Origin of the sequence: Micromonospora sp. NPDC002296 (genome assembly GCF_040296145.1) — a bacterium.
Taxonomy (GTDB): Bacteria; Actinomycetota; Actinomycetes; order Mycobacteriales; family Micromonosporaceae; genus Micromonospora.
Map to the genome: position 1 here is coordinate 61,953 of NZ_JBEOWQ010000024.1, position 19,245 is coordinate 81,197.

The 19,245-nt window shown below is 68.6% G+C and carries 17 protein-coding genes; 7 read left to right on the forward strand and 10 right to left on the reverse strand.

Annotated elements, in window-relative coordinates:
• Positions 1-16: 16 nt before the first annotated feature.
• The 3 genes from ABT023_RS19300 (at position 17) to gap (ending at position 2,538) form a co-directional block, all read left to right on the forward strand.
• Positions 17-817, forward strand: coding sequence for an alpha/beta fold hydrolase (locus ABT023_RS19300; protein WP_350887421.1), 801 nt, complete (start codon positions 17-19; stop codon positions 815-817).
• 117 nt (positions 818-934) lie between these two features.
• Positions 935-1,522: a TetR/AcrR family transcriptional regulator gene (locus ABT023_RS19305; RefSeq protein WP_350887424.1), complete on the forward strand. Its 588-nt coding sequence runs from the start codon at positions 935-937 to the stop codon at positions 1,520-1,522.
• Between the two features lie 5 nt (positions 1,523-1,527).
• Entirely contained in the window at positions 1,528-2,538 is a 1,011-nt protein-coding gene (gap, locus tag ABT023_RS19310) for a type I glyceraldehyde-3-phosphate dehydrogenase (protein ID WP_350887427.1), read from the forward strand.
• Between the two features lie 323 nt (positions 2,539-2,861).
• On the opposite strand, the gene ABT023_RS19315 is transcribed toward gap, so the two are convergent.
• The 8 genes from ABT023_RS19315 to ABT023_RS19350 all read right to left on the reverse strand — a co-directional run bounded on the left by ABT023_RS19315 (position 2,862) and on the right by ABT023_RS19350 (position 12,449).
• Entirely contained in the window at positions 2,862-5,207 is a 2,346-nt protein-coding gene (locus tag ABT023_RS19315) for a chitinase C-terminal domain-containing protein (RefSeq protein ID WP_350887429.1), read from the reverse strand.
• Between the two features lie 650 nt (positions 5,208-5,857).
• A complete protein-coding gene (locus tag ABT023_RS19320; RefSeq protein WP_350887432.1) occupies positions 5,858-6,514 on the reverse strand; it encodes a hypothetical protein in 657 nt (218 codons plus the stop codon).
• Positions 6,515-6,792: 278 nt separating this feature from the next.
• Entirely contained in the window at positions 6,793-7,560 is a 768-nt protein-coding gene (locus ABT023_RS19325) for an SDR family NAD(P)-dependent oxidoreductase (RefSeq protein ID WP_350887434.1), read from the reverse strand.
• 18 nt (positions 7,561-7,578) lie between these two features.
• Positions 7,579-8,730 carry an ROK family protein gene (locus tag ABT023_RS19330; protein WP_350887437.1) on the reverse strand — a complete coding sequence of 384 codons (1,152 nt, stop codon included), beginning with the start codon at positions 8,728-8,730 and terminating at the stop codon, positions 7,579-7,581.
• Between the two features lie 82 nt (positions 8,731-8,812).
• Complete coding sequence (locus tag ABT023_RS19335) at positions 8,813-9,616, reverse strand: aldose 1-epimerase (protein WP_350887440.1); 804 nt, start codon at positions 9,614-9,616, stop codon at positions 8,813-8,815.
• Positions 9,617-9,627: 11 nt separating this feature from the next.
• On the reverse strand, positions 9,628-10,371 hold the full coding sequence (locus ABT023_RS19340; RefSeq protein ID WP_350887442.1) for an ATP-binding cassette domain-containing protein: 744 nt from the start codon (positions 10,369-10,371) through the stop codon (positions 9,628-9,630).
• Positions 10,368-11,357, reverse strand: a complete 990-nt coding sequence (locus tag ABT023_RS19345) for an ABC transporter permease (protein WP_350887445.1) — start codon at positions 11,355-11,357, stop codon at positions 10,368-10,370. The genes ABT023_RS19340 and ABT023_RS19345 overlap by 4 nt, the downstream gene beginning before the upstream one ends.
• A 111-nt stretch (positions 11,358-11,468) precedes the next feature.
• Positions 11,469-12,449, reverse strand: a complete 981-nt coding sequence (locus ABT023_RS19350; RefSeq protein ID WP_350887448.1) for a substrate-binding domain-containing protein — start codon at positions 12,447-12,449, stop codon at positions 11,469-11,471.
• A gap of 974 nt (positions 12,450-13,423) precedes the next feature.
• Between ABT023_RS19350 and ABT023_RS19355 the strand changes: the two genes are divergently transcribed.
• Complete coding sequence (locus tag ABT023_RS19355) at positions 13,424-14,587, forward strand: FG-GAP repeat domain-containing protein (protein ID WP_350887450.1); 1,164 nt, start codon at positions 13,424-13,426, stop codon at positions 14,585-14,587.
• Between the two features lie 77 nt (positions 14,588-14,664).
• Positions 14,665-14,985: a hypothetical protein gene (locus ABT023_RS19360; RefSeq protein ID WP_350887453.1), complete on the forward strand. Its 321-nt coding sequence runs from the start codon at positions 14,665-14,667 to the stop codon at positions 14,983-14,985.
• A gap of 74 nt (positions 14,986-15,059) precedes the next feature.
• Here ABT023_RS19360 and ABT023_RS19365 read toward each other — a convergent pair whose 3' ends face one another.
• Together ABT023_RS19365 and ABT023_RS19370 are read right to left on the reverse strand one after the other, a co-directional pair.
• Entirely contained in the window at positions 15,060-15,404 is a 345-nt protein-coding gene (locus tag ABT023_RS19365; RefSeq protein ID WP_350887455.1) for a hypothetical protein, read from the reverse strand.
• 285 nt (positions 15,405-15,689) lie between these two features.
• Entirely contained in the window at positions 15,690-16,604 is a 915-nt protein-coding gene (locus ABT023_RS19370; RefSeq protein WP_350887457.1) for a hypothetical protein, read from the reverse strand.
• Between the two features lie 195 nt (positions 16,605-16,799).
• On the opposite strand from ABT023_RS19370, the gene ABT023_RS19375 reads away from it, so the two are divergent.
• The gene (locus tag ABT023_RS19375) at positions 16,800-18,110 is read left to right on the forward strand and encodes a peptidoglycan DD-metalloendopeptidase family protein (RefSeq protein WP_350887459.1); all 1,311 of its coding nucleotides are present in this window, start codon (positions 16,800-16,802) and stop codon (positions 18,108-18,110) included.
• Positions 18,111-18,854: 744 nt separating this feature from the next.
• Positions 18,855-19,245: hypothetical protein (locus ABT023_RS19380; protein ID WP_350887461.1), on the forward strand; the 391-nt coding region annotated here is incomplete at its 3' end.

Here is a 19,245-nt window from a genome sequence, read left to right on the forward strand (position 1 = left end):
AACGAGAGGGAAGCGCATGTTGAGCACCACGACGCAACGCAGTGTCGACGTCGACGGCATCCCCGTGGGCTACCACGTCACCGGGGAGGGGCCGGGCTCGGAACTCGTCCTCGTACACGGCGGCACCGGGCACCCGGAGACCAGCTTCGCCAGCCTGCTGGAGCACTTCACCCGGCACCGCCGGGCGATCGTGCCGGGCTACTCGGGCAGCAACCTCACCCCCCTCCCCCCGGGCGAGGTCACCGTCGACATGCTGGTCGACCAGGTGGCGGGGGTGCTCGAAGCCAGCGCGAAAGGCCCGGCGGACATCTTCGGTATCTCCACGGGTGCCGTCGTCGCCGCCGCGCTGGCCGGGAAGCGGCCGGATCTCGTACGCCGTGCGGTTCTGCTGGGCGGGTTCGAGCACTTCCGCCGGCCCTGGCAGCGGCTACTCATGCGTACGTGGCTGAGCCTGGCCAAGCTGGACGGGAACGCCTTCGCCGAGTTCACCCTCCTGCACGTCGTCTCGGACACGTTCATCGACTCGATGAGCGCCGGCGAGCGGCTGCGGCTACGGTCCGGCCTGCTGCCGTCGGAGGGCCTGATCGCCCTGCTGGAGCTGATCAGCCGGCTGGACATCAGCGAACACGTGCGCAACATCCGGTGCCCCACGCTTGTCGTCGGCATGCGGCAGGACCAGCTCGTACCCGTCCGGTACGCCCGCGAGTTCCGCGACGCGATCGCCGGCAGCGAGTACGTGGAGCTGGACTGCGGGCACGCCGCGGCCATGGAGAAGCCGGCGGAACTCCTCAAGACCATCGAGGAGTTCCTCGCCTGACCCCCGCGGACCCATGGCCTTCCCCAGGCCTTGACCGGTGCGCCGGCTGGTCAGCGTCGGCGGCGCGATCGGGCGCTTCGGGCGCGAGTTGTACCTACCGGTAGGTAAACTGGTGCGATGGATTCGCGAAAACTCCTGGTCGACACGATGAGCGAGCTCATGTGGGAGCGCGGCTACTCCGACACCAGCCCGCGTCACGTGCGCGAACGGGCGGGTGTCGGCCAGGGCAGCATGTACCACCACTTCCCGACCAAGCGGGACCTGGCGCTCGCCGCGCTTGAGCGCAACGTCAACGACCTGCTGCCGGCCGCGTCTGAACTCGACGGGCCGGGCGACCCGATGGCCCGGATCGAGGCGTACCTGATGCGTCCGCGCGACGCCCTCAAGGGCTGCAAGGTCGGCCGGATGACCCAGGACCCGCAGGTCCGGGAGGACCCGGTGTTGCTTGCCCCGGTGGCGCGCGCGTTCGCTCAGGTCCACGTCAGCTGGGTCAAGGTGCTGCGTGAAGCCATCGCCGCACGCGAACTGCGGGACGACCTCGACCCCGAGCATCTTGCCCACACCCTGATGGCCGTCCTGCAGGGCGGCTACGTGCTCGCCATCGCTCAGCAGGACCCGGGCCCGTTCGACGACGCCCGCGCCGGCGCCCTCGACCTGCTCCGGGCAGCGGCGCCTTCCGTGCTCGACCACAACAGGAGGAACTGAACGCCATGACGGTACGCATCGGCATCAACGGGTTCGGACGGATCGGGCGTAGCTACCTGCGCGCGGCCTTGGCGAACAACGCCGACGTCGAGGTGGTCGCGGTCAACGACCTCACCGACGCCCGCACGCTGGCGGCCCTGCTGGAGTGGGACTCGGTTTCCGGCCACCTCGACGGTGTCGCCTTCGACGGCGACGCGATCGTCGTTCAGGGCACGCGCATAAAGGTCTTCGCGCAGTCCGATCCGGCCGTCATCCCCTGGGGTGAGGTCGGCGCCGACGTCGTTATCGAGTCCACCGGCCACTTCACGGACGGCATTGCGGCGGCGGCCCACCTCAAGGGCGGAGCCAGGAAGGTCATCATCTCGGCGCCGGCCAAGGGGGACGTACCCACGTTCGTGCTCGGGGTGAACGACGACAGGCTCGACCCGGACAGCCATGACGTCTTCTCCAACGGCTCGTGCACCACGAACTCGTTGGCGCCGCTGGCGAAGGTGCTCAACGACTCGTTCGGCATCGAATCAGGACTGATGACGACGGTCCACGCCTACACAAGCGACCAGCGGCTCCACGACGCGCCGCACTCCGATCTGCGCCGGGCCCGCGCGGCAACCGTTTCGATCATCCCGACGTCGTCGGGCGCGGCGAAGGCGATCGGCAAGGTCATCCCGGAACTCAACGGGCGTCTCACCGGAGCCTCACTACGCGTCCCCGTCCCGGCAGGCTCGATCACCGACCTCACCGTGGTCCTCCGGCGGAGTGCCGACGTCGAGGACGTCAACGCGGCGTTCCGCGAGGCGGCCAGCTCCCAGCAGCTGCGGCACTACCTGCAGTACTCCGAGGCACCGCTGGTCTCGGCGGACATCGTCGGCAACCCTTACTCGTCGATCTTCGACGCGCCACTGACCGAGGCCGTCGGCAACCAGGTCAAGGTGCTCGGCTGGTACGACAACGAGTGGGGATTCTCCAACCGCCTCGTCGAATTCTCCGAGCGGATCGCAGCGACCGCGGCGGCCTGACGCCGAAGACCACGATGGCGTCAGATCAGACCAGAAGGCTCTGTTGCATCGGCGGATCGGTGGGCACACCGAGCCGCGTCAGCGGGCACTGGTCAGATCGCTCGTGCCAGTTCGGTGAACGCGGCGGCCACCCGGGTCGCGGGTGGGGCATCGGTGGCGGGTTCGTAGCGTCCGCGTCGGAGGCAGGCCGGAGTCGATCATGCTTTCGCCCAACGCAACAGACCTCCGGCGCGACCGGCAGGAGTGAGTGGAAGGCGGGTGCCCCAGGGAGGCACCCGCCTTCGCATCAGCCCTGACCCTGCTGGATCAGGAGCGCTCCCCGGTCAGCAGGGGCCCTGCGATTCCCAGGGGCCCCACTGCCCGCTGTTGGCCGGGTTGTCGCCCTGCGTCCACCACTTGGCCCGGTAGCGGTATCCCTCGTGCGAGACCTGCTGGCCGCCGGTGTAGACGGTCGTCGGGCTCCACGTCGGGGCGGAGCAGGTGCCGGAGGTGGGGGACGCCGATACCGTGGGCGACGCGGATGCCGTGGGCGACGGAGTGACCGCGCCGCGGGCGTGGTCGGCCGTCAGGGCGTAGGTCTGGCCGCCGAAGCTGAGCGTGAAGTTCGATGGGCCGGCGATCGGCAGGCTGTAGTTGAGGGTGACCTCGGCGAACGAGCCTGGTGCGATGGCCGACGGCACGTTGAGCCGTACCCGGTGGAAGTCGCCCTTCAGTCCGCCGACGTTGCTGCCGGTGTGGCCGGTGGACACCACGGACAGCGCCCACCCGGACTGCTGTCCGAGCGTGCCGGGTGCGGAGGTGGGGTAGTCGAACTCGAGCTGGGCACCGGCGGGGATGGTGGCACCCGAGTTGTTGGTCAGGCGCAGTTCGGGGTTGATCGGGTAGTTGTTGTCGCCGAGCGCGAAGCCGCCGATTGTCGCCGCGACGTTCAGCGTCTGGGTCGGCATGGCGATCTTCGCCTTCCGCTCCCCGTACGGGCTGGCGGTCTGGAACTTGTCGTAGACCAGGTTGGTCATGGTGTTGCCCATGTAGTATTCGCCGCGCTGAGCGTTCCACGCGTAGTCGCCGGCCAACTCCCAGATCATGATGCCGCCGAGGCCCTTGGCCATGACGTAGTCCGCCTTCGAGGCGATCGACTGTTCGTCCTCCGTGGACAGGAAGACCTGCTTCTGGGAGTTCCACAGCCACGGCGCGACCAGGCTGGACGAGTAGTGGCGGGTGTAGCTGCCGGTCAGCACGTCGGTCGGGTCGGTCTGCGGGGTCAGCCCGTACGCCTCCAGGTAGCTGCCGCTGCGCCCGTCCTGGAGGTTCTTCGCGTGCCACATCGGGTTGGCTCCGCCCGCCACCTCGGCACCGTTCTCCAGGTCGTGCCAGACGTTGTCGATGCCGATCGCGCCGTTGCCGCACGGGGTGGTCGATCCGACCGACCCTCCTGTTCCGGCGGGACACTTGGTCTGGTCGGGCAGCGCGGCCCGGCCCCACAGTCCGTTGGTGCCGCCGGTCACGCCCCGCCAGCCGCGCGTGTAGTACGGCACGCCTATGTTGATCCGGCCGGACTGCATCGCGCCTCGGAAGTAGTGGTACGCCCAGTCGGTGTTGAGGTATCCGATGTTCTGGTACGCCCCGTACACGCCGCCGGCGGCGAGTTCGGCGTCCTGCCCGTCGTCGTAGAGGGCGGCGTTCGGGCCGACGAAGTGGTTCCAGGCCCCGTGCAGGTCGTAGCTCATGATGTTGACGTAGTCCAGGTACTGCAACGTCTGGTACGACTCCATGCCGCGCAGCAGCCAGCCGGAGGCGGGCGCGGCGACGGTGAGCATGTAGTACTTACCGTCGGCCGCCGCGGCGGCGTCGAGCTTCTGCCGCAGGGTCCGCATGAGCACCTGGTAGGAGGCGTTCAGGCCGGCCCGTTTGGCGTCGGCCTGGGCGAAGTCCAGCGGGTGGCCGGCCTTGTTGTTCGACGTCGGGTACTCGTAGTCGATGTCCACGCCGTCGAGGCCGTACGTGCGCAGGAAGGTGACCACCGAGTCGGCGAACGTGTTGATACCGGCGGTGTTGACGGTGTTGCTGCCGGTCGCGGTCATCCGGTAGAAGCCCCCGGAGTCGATCCGGGCGCCGTTGGCGTCGATGTAGCCGCCGGTCTCGGCCCAGCCGCCCACGCTGACCAGCGTCTTCACCGCCGGGTGCTGCTTCTTGAACTTGTTGAGCAGGTTGAAGTGGCCGGTGTAGGAGTACTCCGGATCCATCTCCGCGCCAGACACACCGGGCCAGGTCATGTTCGTGGCCGGGTTGTTGGGCGCGGTGGGCGAACCGATGGAGATCTTGTTCGCCGGGTCAACGTGGGCGAACGCGTAGTTGATGTGCGTGATCTTGTCCCACGGGATCTGGTTCGCCAGGTACGCCGGTGCGCCGTTCTTGCCAGTGCGCCAGCTCGTGAAGTAGCCGATGATCCGTCGCTTGTGGTCGGCGCCCATGACCTCGCGGCCATCGGTGTCGTAGACGTCGCAGTAGGGCGTGCTGACGCCGGGCGTCTGGTAGAGCCCGTCCGGTCGGCACTGCGCGTGGTCCACCTCGGCGGAACTCGCCTGACCTGCCAGTGCCACGGCCGCCGGCACCATCAGCAGGCTGGCGGCGGCCGTGATGATGAGCTGCGGTAGTCGCCTCCGTCGCATGGGCTGCCCCTCCAATATTCAGTAAACAAAGTTAACAATAGTGCAGCCGAATATATGCCGACATCGATGCCCGCACAAGGGGTAGGCCGTTGCGTTGGGCGAAAGCATGATCGACTCCGGCTTGCCTGGGGTGGTCTGCCCGCACGGGGCGACCCGATGGCCGGTGGACGCCGCCGCCTTCGTCGGGCTACCACCGGAGTACGTCACGGCGGTCCCTGGCGGGGTTCTGGGAAGCAGCCAGGGCGGGAGAACGCCTCGACTGGAACCGTTGAACACCCTGCTGACCTGGATCGACGGCGAAGCCACGACCGAACTCCTTGCCGAAGTGGCACGGCGTCGTGAGCTGGGGCCTGCGCGCCCAGCAGCGCCCCGGGTACACCGGCGTGTCTGAGGTGGACGCTGCTACGACCGCACTGTCCGCGCGCGGTAGAGATCCTCAAGTCGTCCAGCGACGACGTGAGCGCACACGGGATTGGCTGTCGACATGCCGGACGTAGCAGCACCCACGCCGCCCACCCCCCACGGAGCACCACGTCGCGAGGAACGAGCGTTGGCGTCGTGACACCGACCGGCCAGTAGAAGCCAGATTCCGGTGGTTCGTCTTGATGTCCCAGCCTATCTTCACTAAGTCGCGGTACGCGGCTTCGCCGTTACGTCGCCAGCCCGTACGGCGGTGCAGGAGGACTCGCGCTCACCCCGGTGCGTGGTGGGACCGGCCAGTCCGGGATCAAGGTGGTGTCGCCCGTGAGTTCGAGCGCGGTGATCGTGGCCAGGTCCTGTACCGCCTGCACGAAGCCCTCGACCCACATCAGGGTGATGGACGTCCGGCCATCCTTGCGGTCGTAAAGCGTCCCGGACGCATTCGGTGCGGTCTGCGGATCATCGCCGTGCGCGAGCCGGTTACGAACCGCCTTGGCATCGCCCAAGTAGCCATCCAGGCGCTGCGCTTCAATCGTGGTCCACAGCCAGCGCCCACCGCGCCCCGGCTCGGGCTGCGCACGGACCCGGGCCCGCCACCGGCCGGTCACATCGGAGACGCCGAGGTGCTGGCTGAACCGCTGCCGTATTCGCTCCATGACCGCCGGCGTGCCCTGCGTGGGACCTCCGTGCGCGCCGATCACGTGGTTGAAGAACATCTCGAACGGCCCGTACGTCAACAGGAACGCCCCGTACCTCATGCTCCGGTACCGAGAGTTCCGCTTCGCCTCGTCCATGTTGTCGCGGTGAATGGTGATCAAATCCACCGGGGTGACCAACCGCGCCGAAAAAATCTCCAGCGCTTCCCCAACCGCTCCCACATTCACCACAACCGCGAGCGTACTGACAGGCGACCGAGCTGACCGCCCCCACCACACGCACGCGGACAGCGTGCCCCCGCGCTGGCCGCCCGGCGCGAACAAACGGACGTGGTTCGACCACCGCTGTCCTCGGTGCCATGCGCCGGGGATGGCCACCAGCAGGTGCCCATCCCCGGCCGCTTGCACATGGGCCCCACGCAGCTGCATACCGGGTCGAGCCCTGAACTGGCAGCCGAGCTCGAACGCCTGCGCGACCGCGTCGCTGTCTGACAGCGGCCGGGCCGCCGTCAGAAGAGGGTGTAGCCGCCGTCGATGACCACGATTGAACCGGTCATGAAGCTGGACGCGTCGCTCGCCAGGAAGACGACCGCAGGGCCGAGTTCCTCGGGCAGCCCGTACCGCTTCATCGCCGCCGGTTCCACGCACCAGGGCTGGTATTCCGGCTGGTCGACCGGAGACGCCTCGGTAAGGATGTAGCCCGGAGCGAGCGCGTTCACCCGCACCCCGTGCGGCGCCCACTCGGCGGCAAGCGCCTTGGTGAGTTGGTGCACCGCCGCCTTGGACGCGAGATAGGGGGCCTGCCAGCGAGGCCGGTTGACGATCATCGCGGACATCGAACCGACGTTGACGATCGTGCCGGAGCCACGGGCGACCATCTGCCGCCCGACGGTCTGCGCAACGTGCCACACGCCGTTCAGGTTCACATCGAGTACGGCCTGCCACTGCTCGCCGGTCATCTCGACTGCGGTCGCCCCGAAGCTGATTCCGGCGTTGTTGACCAGCACGTCGATCGGGCCGAGTTGGTCGGTGATCCGGTCCACCGCCGCGGTCACCTGCTCCGGTTTGGTGACGTCCGTGTCGAGCACCATCGCCCGTACGCCGAGGGAAGTCAGGTGGGCCAGCGCCCGCTCGGCCCGGCCGGGCTCCCGGGCGGTGATCGCGACGTCCGCCCCGGCCTCGGCGAGCGCGACGGCGAGTGCGGCACCGATGCCCCGGCTGCCCCCGGTCACCAGCGCCACCTTGTTGTCGAGCCGGAACGTGTCCAGGACGCCCATGGGTATCTCCTCGTGTAGTCAGACGGCCAGTTGCAGCGAGTGGGAAAGAACCAGGCCGGCCCCGCCGAGCAGGGTCGCGCGGTCCTGAAGTTCGGAAAAGGCGATCCGCGGCTCCCCGCCGGGATGCGGCGGCAGTGCGGCGCGGACGTTGCGCTCGATGGCGCTTCGGAACGCCTCGCCCCCGAAAACCGCGTCACCGTGCAGGATGAACAGGCCCGGTGCGAGGATCTGTTGCAGGTTCGCGATGCCGAGGGCGAGGTTGTACGCGTATCTTTCGAACAGCTCGTCTGCCCCGGGGTGCCCCTTCGCAGCGAGACGAGCCAGCGGGCCGGTGGTCATGGTCCGGGCCGCTGGCAGCCCGAGCTGCCCTGCCTCGCTGCGCAGCCACCGGTGGGTGGCGATGGTCTCCCAGCACCCGCGTCGGCCGCACCGGCACTGCTGCCCGCCGGCATGCACGATGGTGTGCCCGATCTCGCCGCCGGAGCCCTTCGGTCCACGGTGGATGACACCGTCCAACACCATGCCGACGCCGATCGCCTCGCCCGTGTAGATCGACGCGAACGAGGCGACGCCACGCCCCTGGCCAAACCAGCGGTCCCCCAGCGCCTGGGCCCGAGGATGCAGGTCCAGGAAGACCGGCAGCCCGATCCGTTCCGACACAAGCGGGCCCAGCGGCAGCCCGGCCAACCCGGGGGCGAGGTTGATGGCGACTATGCTGCCCGCGTCGCTGTCGACCATGCCGCCGACCGCAATACCCACGCCGACCAGATCGTCGCGCTCCTGCGGCAGCACCGCCTCCAGCGCCCGGACCACAGCGTCCACCACGCTACCGGCGTCCCGCGTCCGGGCCGGGAACTGCTCCTGTGCGGTGGCCAGGACATTGCCGCCCGCACTGACCAGCGCCGTGTCGATACGTCCGGGACGTAGGTGCACCGCCCCGATCGGCCAACTGGTCGGGGAGAAGAACAGCGGCCGGGCCGGCTTGCCGCCGCCGGCGGCGACCGGGGCGGGCTCCCGCTCGACCAGTAGCCCCCGTTCAAGCAGCGGCAAGACGATGGTGCCAATGGTGGCCCGGGTGGCACCGGTGAGCCGGGCCAGATCGGCCCGGGACAGCGGCCCGATGTCGTAGAGCGCCTGCAATACGCGGGCACGGTTGGCCTCAACCGCCATCGCGGGTGACACCAGGGTTGGCACCGGCCGGTTCGCCCCCGCCTCCGCCGGTGTCATCGGACCCCCGCCTCCTCCAGTGTCATCAGGACAGCCATCGCCAGGCCCAGGTCATCGTCGCGCGCAGCGGCCGCCCTGGGCCGACGGTGGTGGGGTTCGGCAGGTTCAGCGAGTTGGGCGGCCCGGTCCACGGCTCGACGCACACACCCTCCTCCTCCATGTCGTAGAGCACCCAGTATGGACACTCCGATCGCACTTCCAGCTCCAGCAGGTCGGGCCAGCGCAGTACGGGCGGCGCGGCCAGGTCCACGAAGCAGTAGTCCCACGGGCGGGGTACCGGGGGCACCAACCGGCCGTCGGGCACCCGGTCCGCCGCGTCGGCGTACATCAGCGCCGGCGCGACATCCAACTCCACCTCCGCTGACCGGCTCCCGTCGGGCCCCACCAGGTAGCGGTTGAACCACGGGTGCCAACCGACGTCAACGGGCATCCGCTGCTCGGAGTGAACTTCGATGGCAAACTCAAACCGGTCCGGGTGCAAGGTCGCGGTCTGGCTGACGCGACCTTGCCAGGGCCATGGTGGGGCAAGGTCAACGCTGAGCCGCCCATCGTCCTCGACCCGCCAGGCGCGATCGGTGACCAGCCCGTGCAACGCGTGCGGAGCTTCGTTGGCGGGAAGCTTGTGCTGCTCGCCATCGACGGTCAGTAGCCCGTCGCGGAGCCGGCCGACCCACGGGGCAAGCACGAAGCTTCCCCAGTGGAAGATGTCCGCACCGTGTGGCACCAGCAGTTCGTGCCCGGCGATGCTGAACGAGGCGAGCCGGCCGCCCTGGTCCGGATCGAGGACAGCGGTGCATTCGCCGGCCGCGAGATGAATGAGCTCGCTCACCATGCCACCCGTCAGCCCTTCGCTACCAGGGACGTGATCTCGTCAATGTCGGCCGTCCCCCTATCGAACTCCCCCATCACCCGACCGCGGGCCAGCACCAGAACCCGGTCCGCGACGGAGAGGGCCTGCTGCAGGTTGTGCATGATCAGAATGACCGCTTGGCCGGCGTCCCGAGCCGCCCGGACCTGGTCGAGCACCTGTTCGGTCTGCCGGACCGCCAGCGCTGCGGTCGGCTCGTCCAGGATCAGGCAACGGGATCCGTACGCGATGGCGCGGGCGATGGCCACGGCCTGCTTCTGGCCGCCCGACAAGGTAGCCGCCGGGTCGCTGAGCCGACGCCGGATGTCGACGCCGAGCGTGGCCAGGGCCTCTGCGGTGATCTGGTCCGCGCGACGGCTGTCGAAGACCCGGAACGGCCCGAACCCCTTGGTCGGTTCGTTACCGAGCACCATGTTGCGGGAGATCGACATCAGATCGCAGACGGCGAGATCCTGGAACACTGTGGAGATGCCCCGGGCACGGGCGTCATGGGCGCTTCGCAGCACCACCGGATTCCCGTCCACCTCGACGGTGCCTGAGGTGGGCCGGTGCACGCCGGAAAGCACCTTGATGAGGGTGCTTTTGCCCGCGCCGTTGTCCCCCAGCAGGGCCAGTACCTGCCCGGCGTGCGCCGAGAGGTTCACGTCGCGCAACGCGACAACCGTCTGGAACTGCATGGTGACGTTGCTCAGTGCCATGACCGGCGGAGTTGTCATCGGGCCCCCTCCTCCCCTGGTTCCTTCCCGGCAGACTGCCGGTTCGGGGTCATCACGAAACGCTTCAGGAAGAGCCGGTTGAGCAGCACGGCGGCCAGCACCACGATGCCGACGAAGATGTTCACCCAGTAGCCCTGGAGCCCGACCAGGAGCAGCCCGGCACTGACCATGGCGTACATGAACGCGCCGAGGACGGTCCCGAGAACGCTGCCGTAACCGCCGGTGAGCAGGGTCCCTCCGATGACTGCGACGGCGATCGTGATGAGCTCCCAGCCCACGCCCCGGTTGGCGTCGATGGAGAAGTACTGCACCGCCATGATGACCCCGGCGACCGCTGCGGTGAAGCCGGAGATGGAGAAGAGTCCGATCGTGGTTCGGGCGACCGGCACGCCCAGATTCCGTGCACTGGTGCTGTTCTGCCCGATCGCGAACGTCCAGTTTCCTACCCTGGTGCGCAGCAGGAACACCGTCGCCAGCACCGCCAGCACGAGGAACCACAGCAGCGACATGCGGAAGCCGAACAGATTCGGGCCGGCGAGCACGTCGGCGTACGTCTCGGGAAAACGGACCACCACCGGGAAGCCACTCGTCTGCATGGTGAGTACGCCCCGGAACACCAGCGCGGTGGCGAGCGTCACGATGAACGAGGGTAGGCCGGTGGTCACCTGGATGACCCCGTTCAGGGCGCCGAGCGCCGTCCCGAAGGCGAGCGCACAGACGATGGTCAGGATTGGCGGGAGGCCCAACTCGTTGCCGAAGAAGTACATCGCCCAGCCGGTGAGCCCCACGATAGTGCCGACGGAGAGGTCGAAGTGACCGCCGATCATGAGGATGGTCACCCCGATCGCGACAATTCCGTACTGCGCCGCGAGGCTGGTCACGTTCACGCCGTTGGAATGCGACAGGAACAGGTCGGGCACGATCAGCGCGAAGCAGACGAAGGCCCCCAGGAGGCCGCCCAGTGAGGCGAGTTCGGGACGCTGCAAGATTCGGTTCAGCAGCGGCACCCGCCGGTGGGCGTCTCGCCTGACGGTCGAGGTACCTGCGGTGAGCGGTGACCGGCTCTCAGATTTGGTTACCACGGTCGGCTCCCTGCCTCAGCGGACGCCGGCGCTGACGAGACCGGCCACCGAGTCGGCGTTGGTCTTGTCCACGATCGCCGGGCCGGTGAGGAAGTAGTTCGACTGCACGAGTCGGTACCGGACGTAGTGCACCAGCTCCAGCACCGACATGTAGCCGCGCCACCAGCCCTGCTGGTCCATCGTGAAGTCGAGGTCACCCTTCTGGATCATGCTGACGATGTCGGGGCTGACGTCGAAGCCCGCGGTCTGCACCGGCCGGCCGACGGCGGTCTTCGCCGCCACGATGCCTGCGGTGGCCGGCTGTCCGGTGGCCACCATCGCGTCCACGTTCGGGTGAGCGCGTAGGTAAGCCTCGGTGATGGTGGCGGTCTTGCCCGGGTCCGGCTCGCCGGCCACATGGGCGTAGGCGACACCGGCCTGGCGGGCCACGTCGGAGACGCCCTGACAACGCTGGGTCTGGGTGCCGTCGCCGACGGTCTCCTGAACGCAGATGACGGACTTGGCGCCCTTGTCGACAAAGCGTTGTGCGGCTGCGGAGCCCGCAGCGTACTCGTCCGCGCCGACCCGCGAGACGTAGACGTCGTCCGCTGCCCGCAAGGGCTGGTCCTTGACCGGAGGGGCTGGGTTGAACGCCACCGCGACGCCCTGCGCCGTTGCCTGCTTTGCGACCGCGTCGAGGTCGCCAATGCCCAGGAAGAGAATGCCGTCCGGCTTCGTGGCGAGCGCCTCCTGGATCTTCTGTGTGTAGGAGGCGAGGTCGACACTCGCCGGGTACACGTACTTGACGTCGACGCCGAGGTCCTTGCCGGCCTGCTGGGCACCGTTGTTGAGGACGCGGAAGAAGCCGCTGCTCGGGTCGGCCAACCCGGCCACGTAGATGGTGAGCCGCTTGCCGTTGGTCAGATCACCGGGGTACGCGCTCCCGCTGCCCTCCGTGGCCGGGTTGCCGCTCTGACATCCGGCGAGAAGTACAGCGGCGGCGGCGAAGGCTGCCACAGCTGCGGTCCTAATTCTCATCGTCAAGCCTTCCCATGCACCGAGGTTTGGTCAACAGTCGTACTTTTTTAGCGCACTCCCCGCGAGTGGTCAAGACCACGTTCGACCAATGTTTGCACTGTTCAAGCGGCCTGTTCGGCACCGACGCTCCCCCGGGGGCCCTGACGGCAGCGGGGACGGACCGCCAATGATTGTATGTTCCATGAACAAACCGACCTCGGGGTGAGACGCCAGCCGAGCGACGGGATGGAGTGGGATGGGCCGGGGTGCTCATCGAGGTCAGCCGCGCCGAGGTTGAAGCCCCGCGACGGTCGGCAGATACCGGTTGATGGCCGTGGCAATCTGCGCGGGCCCGGCCGGCCCCAGCGATCGTCCGTCCCGCTCGCTGGTCGACGAAGCCGGCGAGCAGGGCGAGCACCTCCACCGCGCTGGCCGCCCCGTTGACCCGCTGCTGGGCGGTATGGGTTCGTTGCCCACTGGAGCTACCCCAACCGACCCGGGCGGCCACCAGTCAGCGACGAGATCCGTGACGTGGGTGCTGCGGCTGGCCGGAGAGAGCCCGCGATGGGGACAAAGGGGGCCCGACCGTCGTTTCGGCAGGTCAGACCCCTTCTAATCTTGTGCGCCCGAAGGGACTCGAACCCCTGACCTTCTGATCCGTAGTCAGACGCCCTTACGGAGAGCGACGGAGTGTGACAGCGTCCGACCCTGTCCCAGCCAATCCGGCCACGTCCCCGCAGGCCTGGGACCTGTTCGACTTCCGTCAACGGATGCATGGGGCCCGTCGAGGCCAAGAATCTCGCTCCGCTCCGACACGTCCGCGTCAGTTCCCCGACGTCCGAGCACCCACGCGGTGGCGCGCAGTGGCAGCCATTCCGGGATCGAATCGACGAAGGTTTGCCACACAGGGCGTCAGGGCATGTGTGCCGGCACGATCATCGATATCTCGATGCCGTTCGTGAACGGGGGATCAAATGAACAGACGTTTCCATGCCGGACTGGCATCGGTGATCGCCGTGACGGTCGGGGTGGCGGTGCCCGCAGGGGCACGGGCCGCCAGCGGCGGGACCTTCGCACCCGCGCAGTACCTCGCCACCGGGTCGACGGCGACCAACGCCGTCGCCGTCGCCGACGTCACCGGCGACGGGCGGCGGGACATCGTCGTCGGCGTCGACGCCGTCGACGGCACCCAGACGAGTTCGGTGCTGGTCTTCGCCCAGCGGACCGACGGGAGCCACGCCGCTCCGACGAGGATCACCGCGCACGGCGGTTACAACAGCGACGTACGGCTGGCGGTGGCCGACATCGACGGCGACGGCCGCACGGATGTGGCGCTGTCCTCGTCCGCCGGTGTCGACCTGCTGTTCCAGCGGAACGGTCGGCTCGCCGCGCCGGTGCTGGTACCCGACACCGCAGGGGACGTCGCGATCACGGACGTGACCGGGGACGGCCGGCCCGATCTGATCGTCAGCGTGCGCAAGGGCGAGGTGCGGATCTACCCGCAGAGCGCGACGCGCACCTTCCACAACTACACGGCGGTCACCGGGCCCTTCATCGACGGCGCGCCCGGACACCAGGTCTTCGCGGCCGACCTGAACGGCGACGGCCGGATCGACGTGGCACAGTTCTACGGCCACGGCACCTGGGTACGGCTGCGTCAGGCCAACGGATCCTACGGGCCTGCCGCGACCTATCGGACACCCCCGGACGCCGGTGGCTACCGCCGCATCAGCAACGGCGCAGCGGTCGGTGACGTCACCGGGGACGGCCGGGCTGACCTGGTGACCACTGTCAACGGCAACATGCCGGACTCTGCCGTTCAGGTGTTCGCACAAGGTTCCGGCGGGCTGACCACGACGCCGATCCGCCATCCCGCCTACGAGATCGCCGCGGGCCTCGCGATCGGCGATCTGACCGGCGACGGCCGCGCCGACCTGGTCGTCGCGCACTCGAGCTGGGCGGCGGTCAGCGTCTACCTCCAGCGGTCGAACGGGACGCTCGGCGGGTACACGACGAACAGCGTCGACGCGGTCGGTTCACAGGAAGATGCACTTGCGATCGGTGACGTCACCGGGGACGGCAAGCCAGACCTGGTGGTCGTCTCGTACGACAAGGTGGCGGTCCTGCGGCAACTCTGAACCTGATCGCGGCGAACACGGGCGCGGTCAGGCCCACGGCCTGGCCGCGCCCGTGGCCCACCGTCGCTGTCCCGGCCATGCCCGGCTCGCTGCGGCTCGGCGTACCGCCTCGGCGTCAGCCGTGCGGGTGCCGAGAACCTCATCCGCGCTGGTCGCAATCCCCTGGAGGCCGCAAGCTCCAGTTCAACGAGGAGTACTGGCACGATCTGGACGAGTGGGGGTTCGTCGACCAGACATCGTCGTGGGTCAACAACCAGGGTGGCAGCTGGACCGGATGTTCCGGCAGCGACAGCGGCACCCTCGGTGACGGGGCCGGGGACAACCGCACCATGACGGACTGCACGGCATCGGCGAACCTCGGCAGCTACGACGACAGGGCCGAGGACATCCACGGCTGATGCCTTGCGCTGACCAGCACCGGCTCGACTGTCGGGTGGGTGGCGTCTCCACGACGCCACCCACCCGGCCTGCGTCATCGGGGCATCGGTGCGTACTCGGCGATCAGGTACGACCGGTAGGAGATCACTGCGGGAATCGTCACGTTCAACTTTCCCGCCGTCGTGGTCAGCACCTCCTCGTATCCCCACAGCGCGCCGGAGCGCGGGTCGACGATCACCGTGTACTGGGCAGGCAGACCGTGCGCGCTCGACGTGATCGAGAACGCCTCCCCGGCGCGTCCGGCCCGGTCCGTGACGGTCCCGGTCACCGTGATGCCCGGCAGGTCGGCCAGCAGCCTGAGCACCGCCGCCCGCTGTGCCGGGTTCAGCAGCCGCACGCCAGCGAGTTCGGCGACATCCTCCAGATACTGCACTGACACCCGGACAAGCTAGACAGCAGGTACATGATGATCATCAACTGATGGGATCGTCAGCGCAGACGAAAAGGGCGGATCCGCATCATCCGTCCGCGAATCCGCTGCGCGTCAACCCCGAAAGCCCAGGTCCACGCGGCCCCACCAGACCCGGCATGTGGGTCACAGACGTGACCCACATGCGACCCACACCGACCCGAAGGTCAGCGGCAATCATAAATATTGCTTGGTAGAACTCGTGCGTCCGAAGGGATTCGAACCCCTAACCTTCTGATCCGTAGGACGGGCCGCTCAGTCCCATTCCCAGCGCAGCCCTATCACGCCCGGCGAGACCCCGGTCCGCACGAAGTGCGTGTCGTGGTGCGGGCCGAGGGTCATCTCCTCGCACTCGTCGTCAGCGCCAGCGGCGGAGCGCCGGACGAACCGCCAGCAGCGCACCGGCAGGGCGACCGGGTCGAACCGTACCTGTAGCACCGCCTGGTGGACCGGGAACCGGAACGCGCGGGAGTAGCAAGTGCCGGGTACTCCGCTGGCGTCGGTGATGTGGTACCGGAGGATCTGCGTCTCGCCGACCCGCAGCATGCGGTCGAAGAGCAGTTCGGCGACGAGCAGACCGGCCTGAGGATCCCGGCGGATCCGGCCGAGCCGGCAGTTGTCCAGGGCGGTGAACGACACCAACCCGATATCGCAGCCGGGATCGCCCTGGTAGATGGTGACATGCCGGTCGGTGTCCTGATGCGCCGCCAGCACCTGGACGTGCTCGTACCAGCGGCCGTCCCGGCCGGCGCCGATCATGATGCTGTCGAAGGAACTGAGGATGTGCAGCCGGCCGTCCGGCCCGTCCAGGTCGTTGAGCAGCGCGGTGAGCGGCCCGGGCGCGTCGACCACGTCGGCGTACCGTCGTGCCCCGGGCGGCAGCCCGGCCGCCGGCCCGCGCGGTCGGGGCGGGCCGAGCAGCACGATCAGTGAGTTTGCCGGCAGACCGAGAATCTCCTCCAGGGCGGTCACCGCCCGCAATGAGGCGGGCCGTTCCGGCCGCCGACGCCCGGACTGCCAGTAGCTGAGCGTGCCGAGGCTGACGTGTACGCCGAGCTGGTCGAGTCGGTGCTGGATACGTTGCAGGGCCAGCCCGTGGGACTGGATCGCCGCGCGTAGCGCGACATGGAAGGGACCGGACCGCAGTACGGCGGCAAGTTCGCGATCCATGGCGACTCCCGTGAACGTTCACAGACAAATACCGTGTCGGGGCACCGAAGCGCAAGGCCATCGCGCAGCGACGTTCACCGCTACGTCGAGCGGTGTTCACCGAGCTACGGGGCGTTCCCGCGAGGTCGTTGTGTGGCGCGGTGAACGGCTGCATCGTCAACGCGTCCTGTCCATCACCGCTCGAGGAGCAAACAGATGAAACGGCCCCCTCCCTCCCGAAGAAGACGACGGCTGGCGGCCCGGTGGGCTTCGGTCTGTCTGGTCGCAGTCGCCACGACGGCGGTCCTGCCCGGTGCCCCGATCTCCGCCGCCCCGATCTCGGCCGGACCGGCCGTCGAGGAGAGGAGCCAGTCCTGGCAGGTCGCGGAGAGCCAGGTACAGCCGGCTGACGAGAGCCAGCTGCGACAGGTTGTAGCCGCCCGCCTGGTGAACCAGCACGGCCAACGCGCGCTGGCGAGCTACGGCCGCGCCGCCACCGACAGCGTCGCGACGATGGTCGAACCCAAGCGGTACGCGGCCAACCGCAGCTGGGTGTTTGGCGGTGGCGTCATTCGGGTGCCTTCGGACGTCGAAGCCGCACCGGTGGCGCTACTCTTCCTGGCACAGCGGGTCGGTGGCAGGTGGCAGGTGGCTCTGGAAGGTAGTCCCGAGTTCGCCGTCGCGGCCCGGCGGGCGCCGGTGCTGAGCCAGGCCGAGCGGGACCTGTTCGGCCGGACGTCGACCGCCGCGGCCGGTACCGCCACCGGCCTGGCGCTGCCCTGGAAGCTCAACCAGGGCTGGGCGCACTGGGGTGTGCACGGCGATTCCGGGGAGTCGTACCCGTACAACTCGATCGACTTCTACGGCGGCGACGGGGACGTACGCGCGTCGCGGGCCGGGTACATGTACCGGTTCTGCACCAACGCCCGCTGGCCGTACATCAAGGTCGTGCACGACAACGGCTACACCACGGGCTATTACCACATCAGCAACCAGACGACGAAGGGCGAGGGGGCGTACGTCCCGGCCGGCGAGTACCTCGGCCGGATCGACGTGCAGTTGCCCTGCGGCGGCCGGGCCAACGGGGACCACGTGCACTGGACCCTCTGGCAGGGCAACACGGCGGTCACCGTGGTCGGCAAGACGATCGGCGGCTGGACCTGGTATTCCGGCAACGCCGCGTACCAGGGTTACGCGGAGCGCAACGGGCAGAAGGTGTACCGCAACTACTGCTGCCCCATCGTGAACTACGGCCCGGGTGACAGCAGCTACCCGACTGGCGTGGTGGAGACCGGCACGTTCAGCACCATCAACGTCAGATCCGGTCCGGGCGCCAACTACTCCGTCGTCGGTTCGGTGAACGACGGCGACGTCATCGAGATCGCCTGTACCGCGACGGGTGACTACGTGACCGGCCCATGGAACAACCGGACCAACCTGTGGAACCGGATGCCGTCTGGCGGATACATCAGTGACGCGTTCGTCGACACCGGTACCGACGATCCGGTCGCTGGTACCTGTTCCTGACCCGGTGTCGGGGGCGGCGACCCGTCCGGCCCGACCCCGGTCCGGCACGGCACGGCACGACACCTACCGTCACCACCCACGACAGCCCCCGACCGCTAGCACCACCGGAGGCGGCGCCGGACGCGGCGCCGCCTCCGGGCGTCACGGCGACGCCGGCGGCCCCGTACCGGCCGGTTCCCGGGTAGACGCCCGTCCGGTCGGCTCGTTCGCGGGCGCTGTCCGTGCCGGTAGCCGACCATCTCCTGCTGGTCGCCGCGAGGCCGGCAGCCGATGATCAGTGCGACCCGGCGATCATCGCTCGGTTCCCGGCAGGAGTACCTCGGTTGATGGGCACACCGTCGCCACTCGCAGGACCAGGACGCTGGTTCGGGTACCTCACCGACCAGCGGATCCGCGCCCACAAGAGCCTCCAGTCGCTTGAGGCGGATATCCGGACGTGGACGGCCACCGCCGACCCCGTCGGCAGCGGCTCGACCTCACGGGAGGTGAAGCCACCGGGAGCGCGGTGATGAGCCACCGGTGTTCGGTCGGGCTTTCTTCCACACATTCATCGCGGCAACTATTGCCTGGGCGACCGACGCGCCCCACCATGGCAATGAGTAACAGTAGAGACACCTTCCGTGTTCATGTGGATCTATCGAAGGGACCGGCATGGCTTTGATGGAACAGGCTCGGCGGCTGCCGCGACGGCCGGAGGCAGGCACGCGAGCGGCGAATGCCCTGCGTCACCTCAGGGCGGTCACGGTGACCGCCATCATGCTCGTGGCCGTCTCGGCGTTCGCGGCACCGGCCAGCGCGGCACCGACGACCATCTGCAAGAGTTCCCCCATACCCGCCGGCTACGTCATCCTCGGCGAGGGGTCCTCCGGGTCCTGCCCGGGCAGTTTCCCCAACACCTGGACGATCGACACTCCGTCCACGACGGGGACCACGGTGATCTGCAAGGTCTCCCCCCTGCCGAGCGGCTACGTCATCCTCGGCGAGGGGTCCTCCGGGTCCTGCCCGGGCAGCTTCCCCAACACCTGGACCATTCGCGTTCCGTCCACCACGGGGACCACGGTGATCTGCAAGGTCTCCCCCCTGCCGAGCGGCTACGTCATCCTCGGCGAGGGGTCCTCCGGGTCCTGCCCGGGCA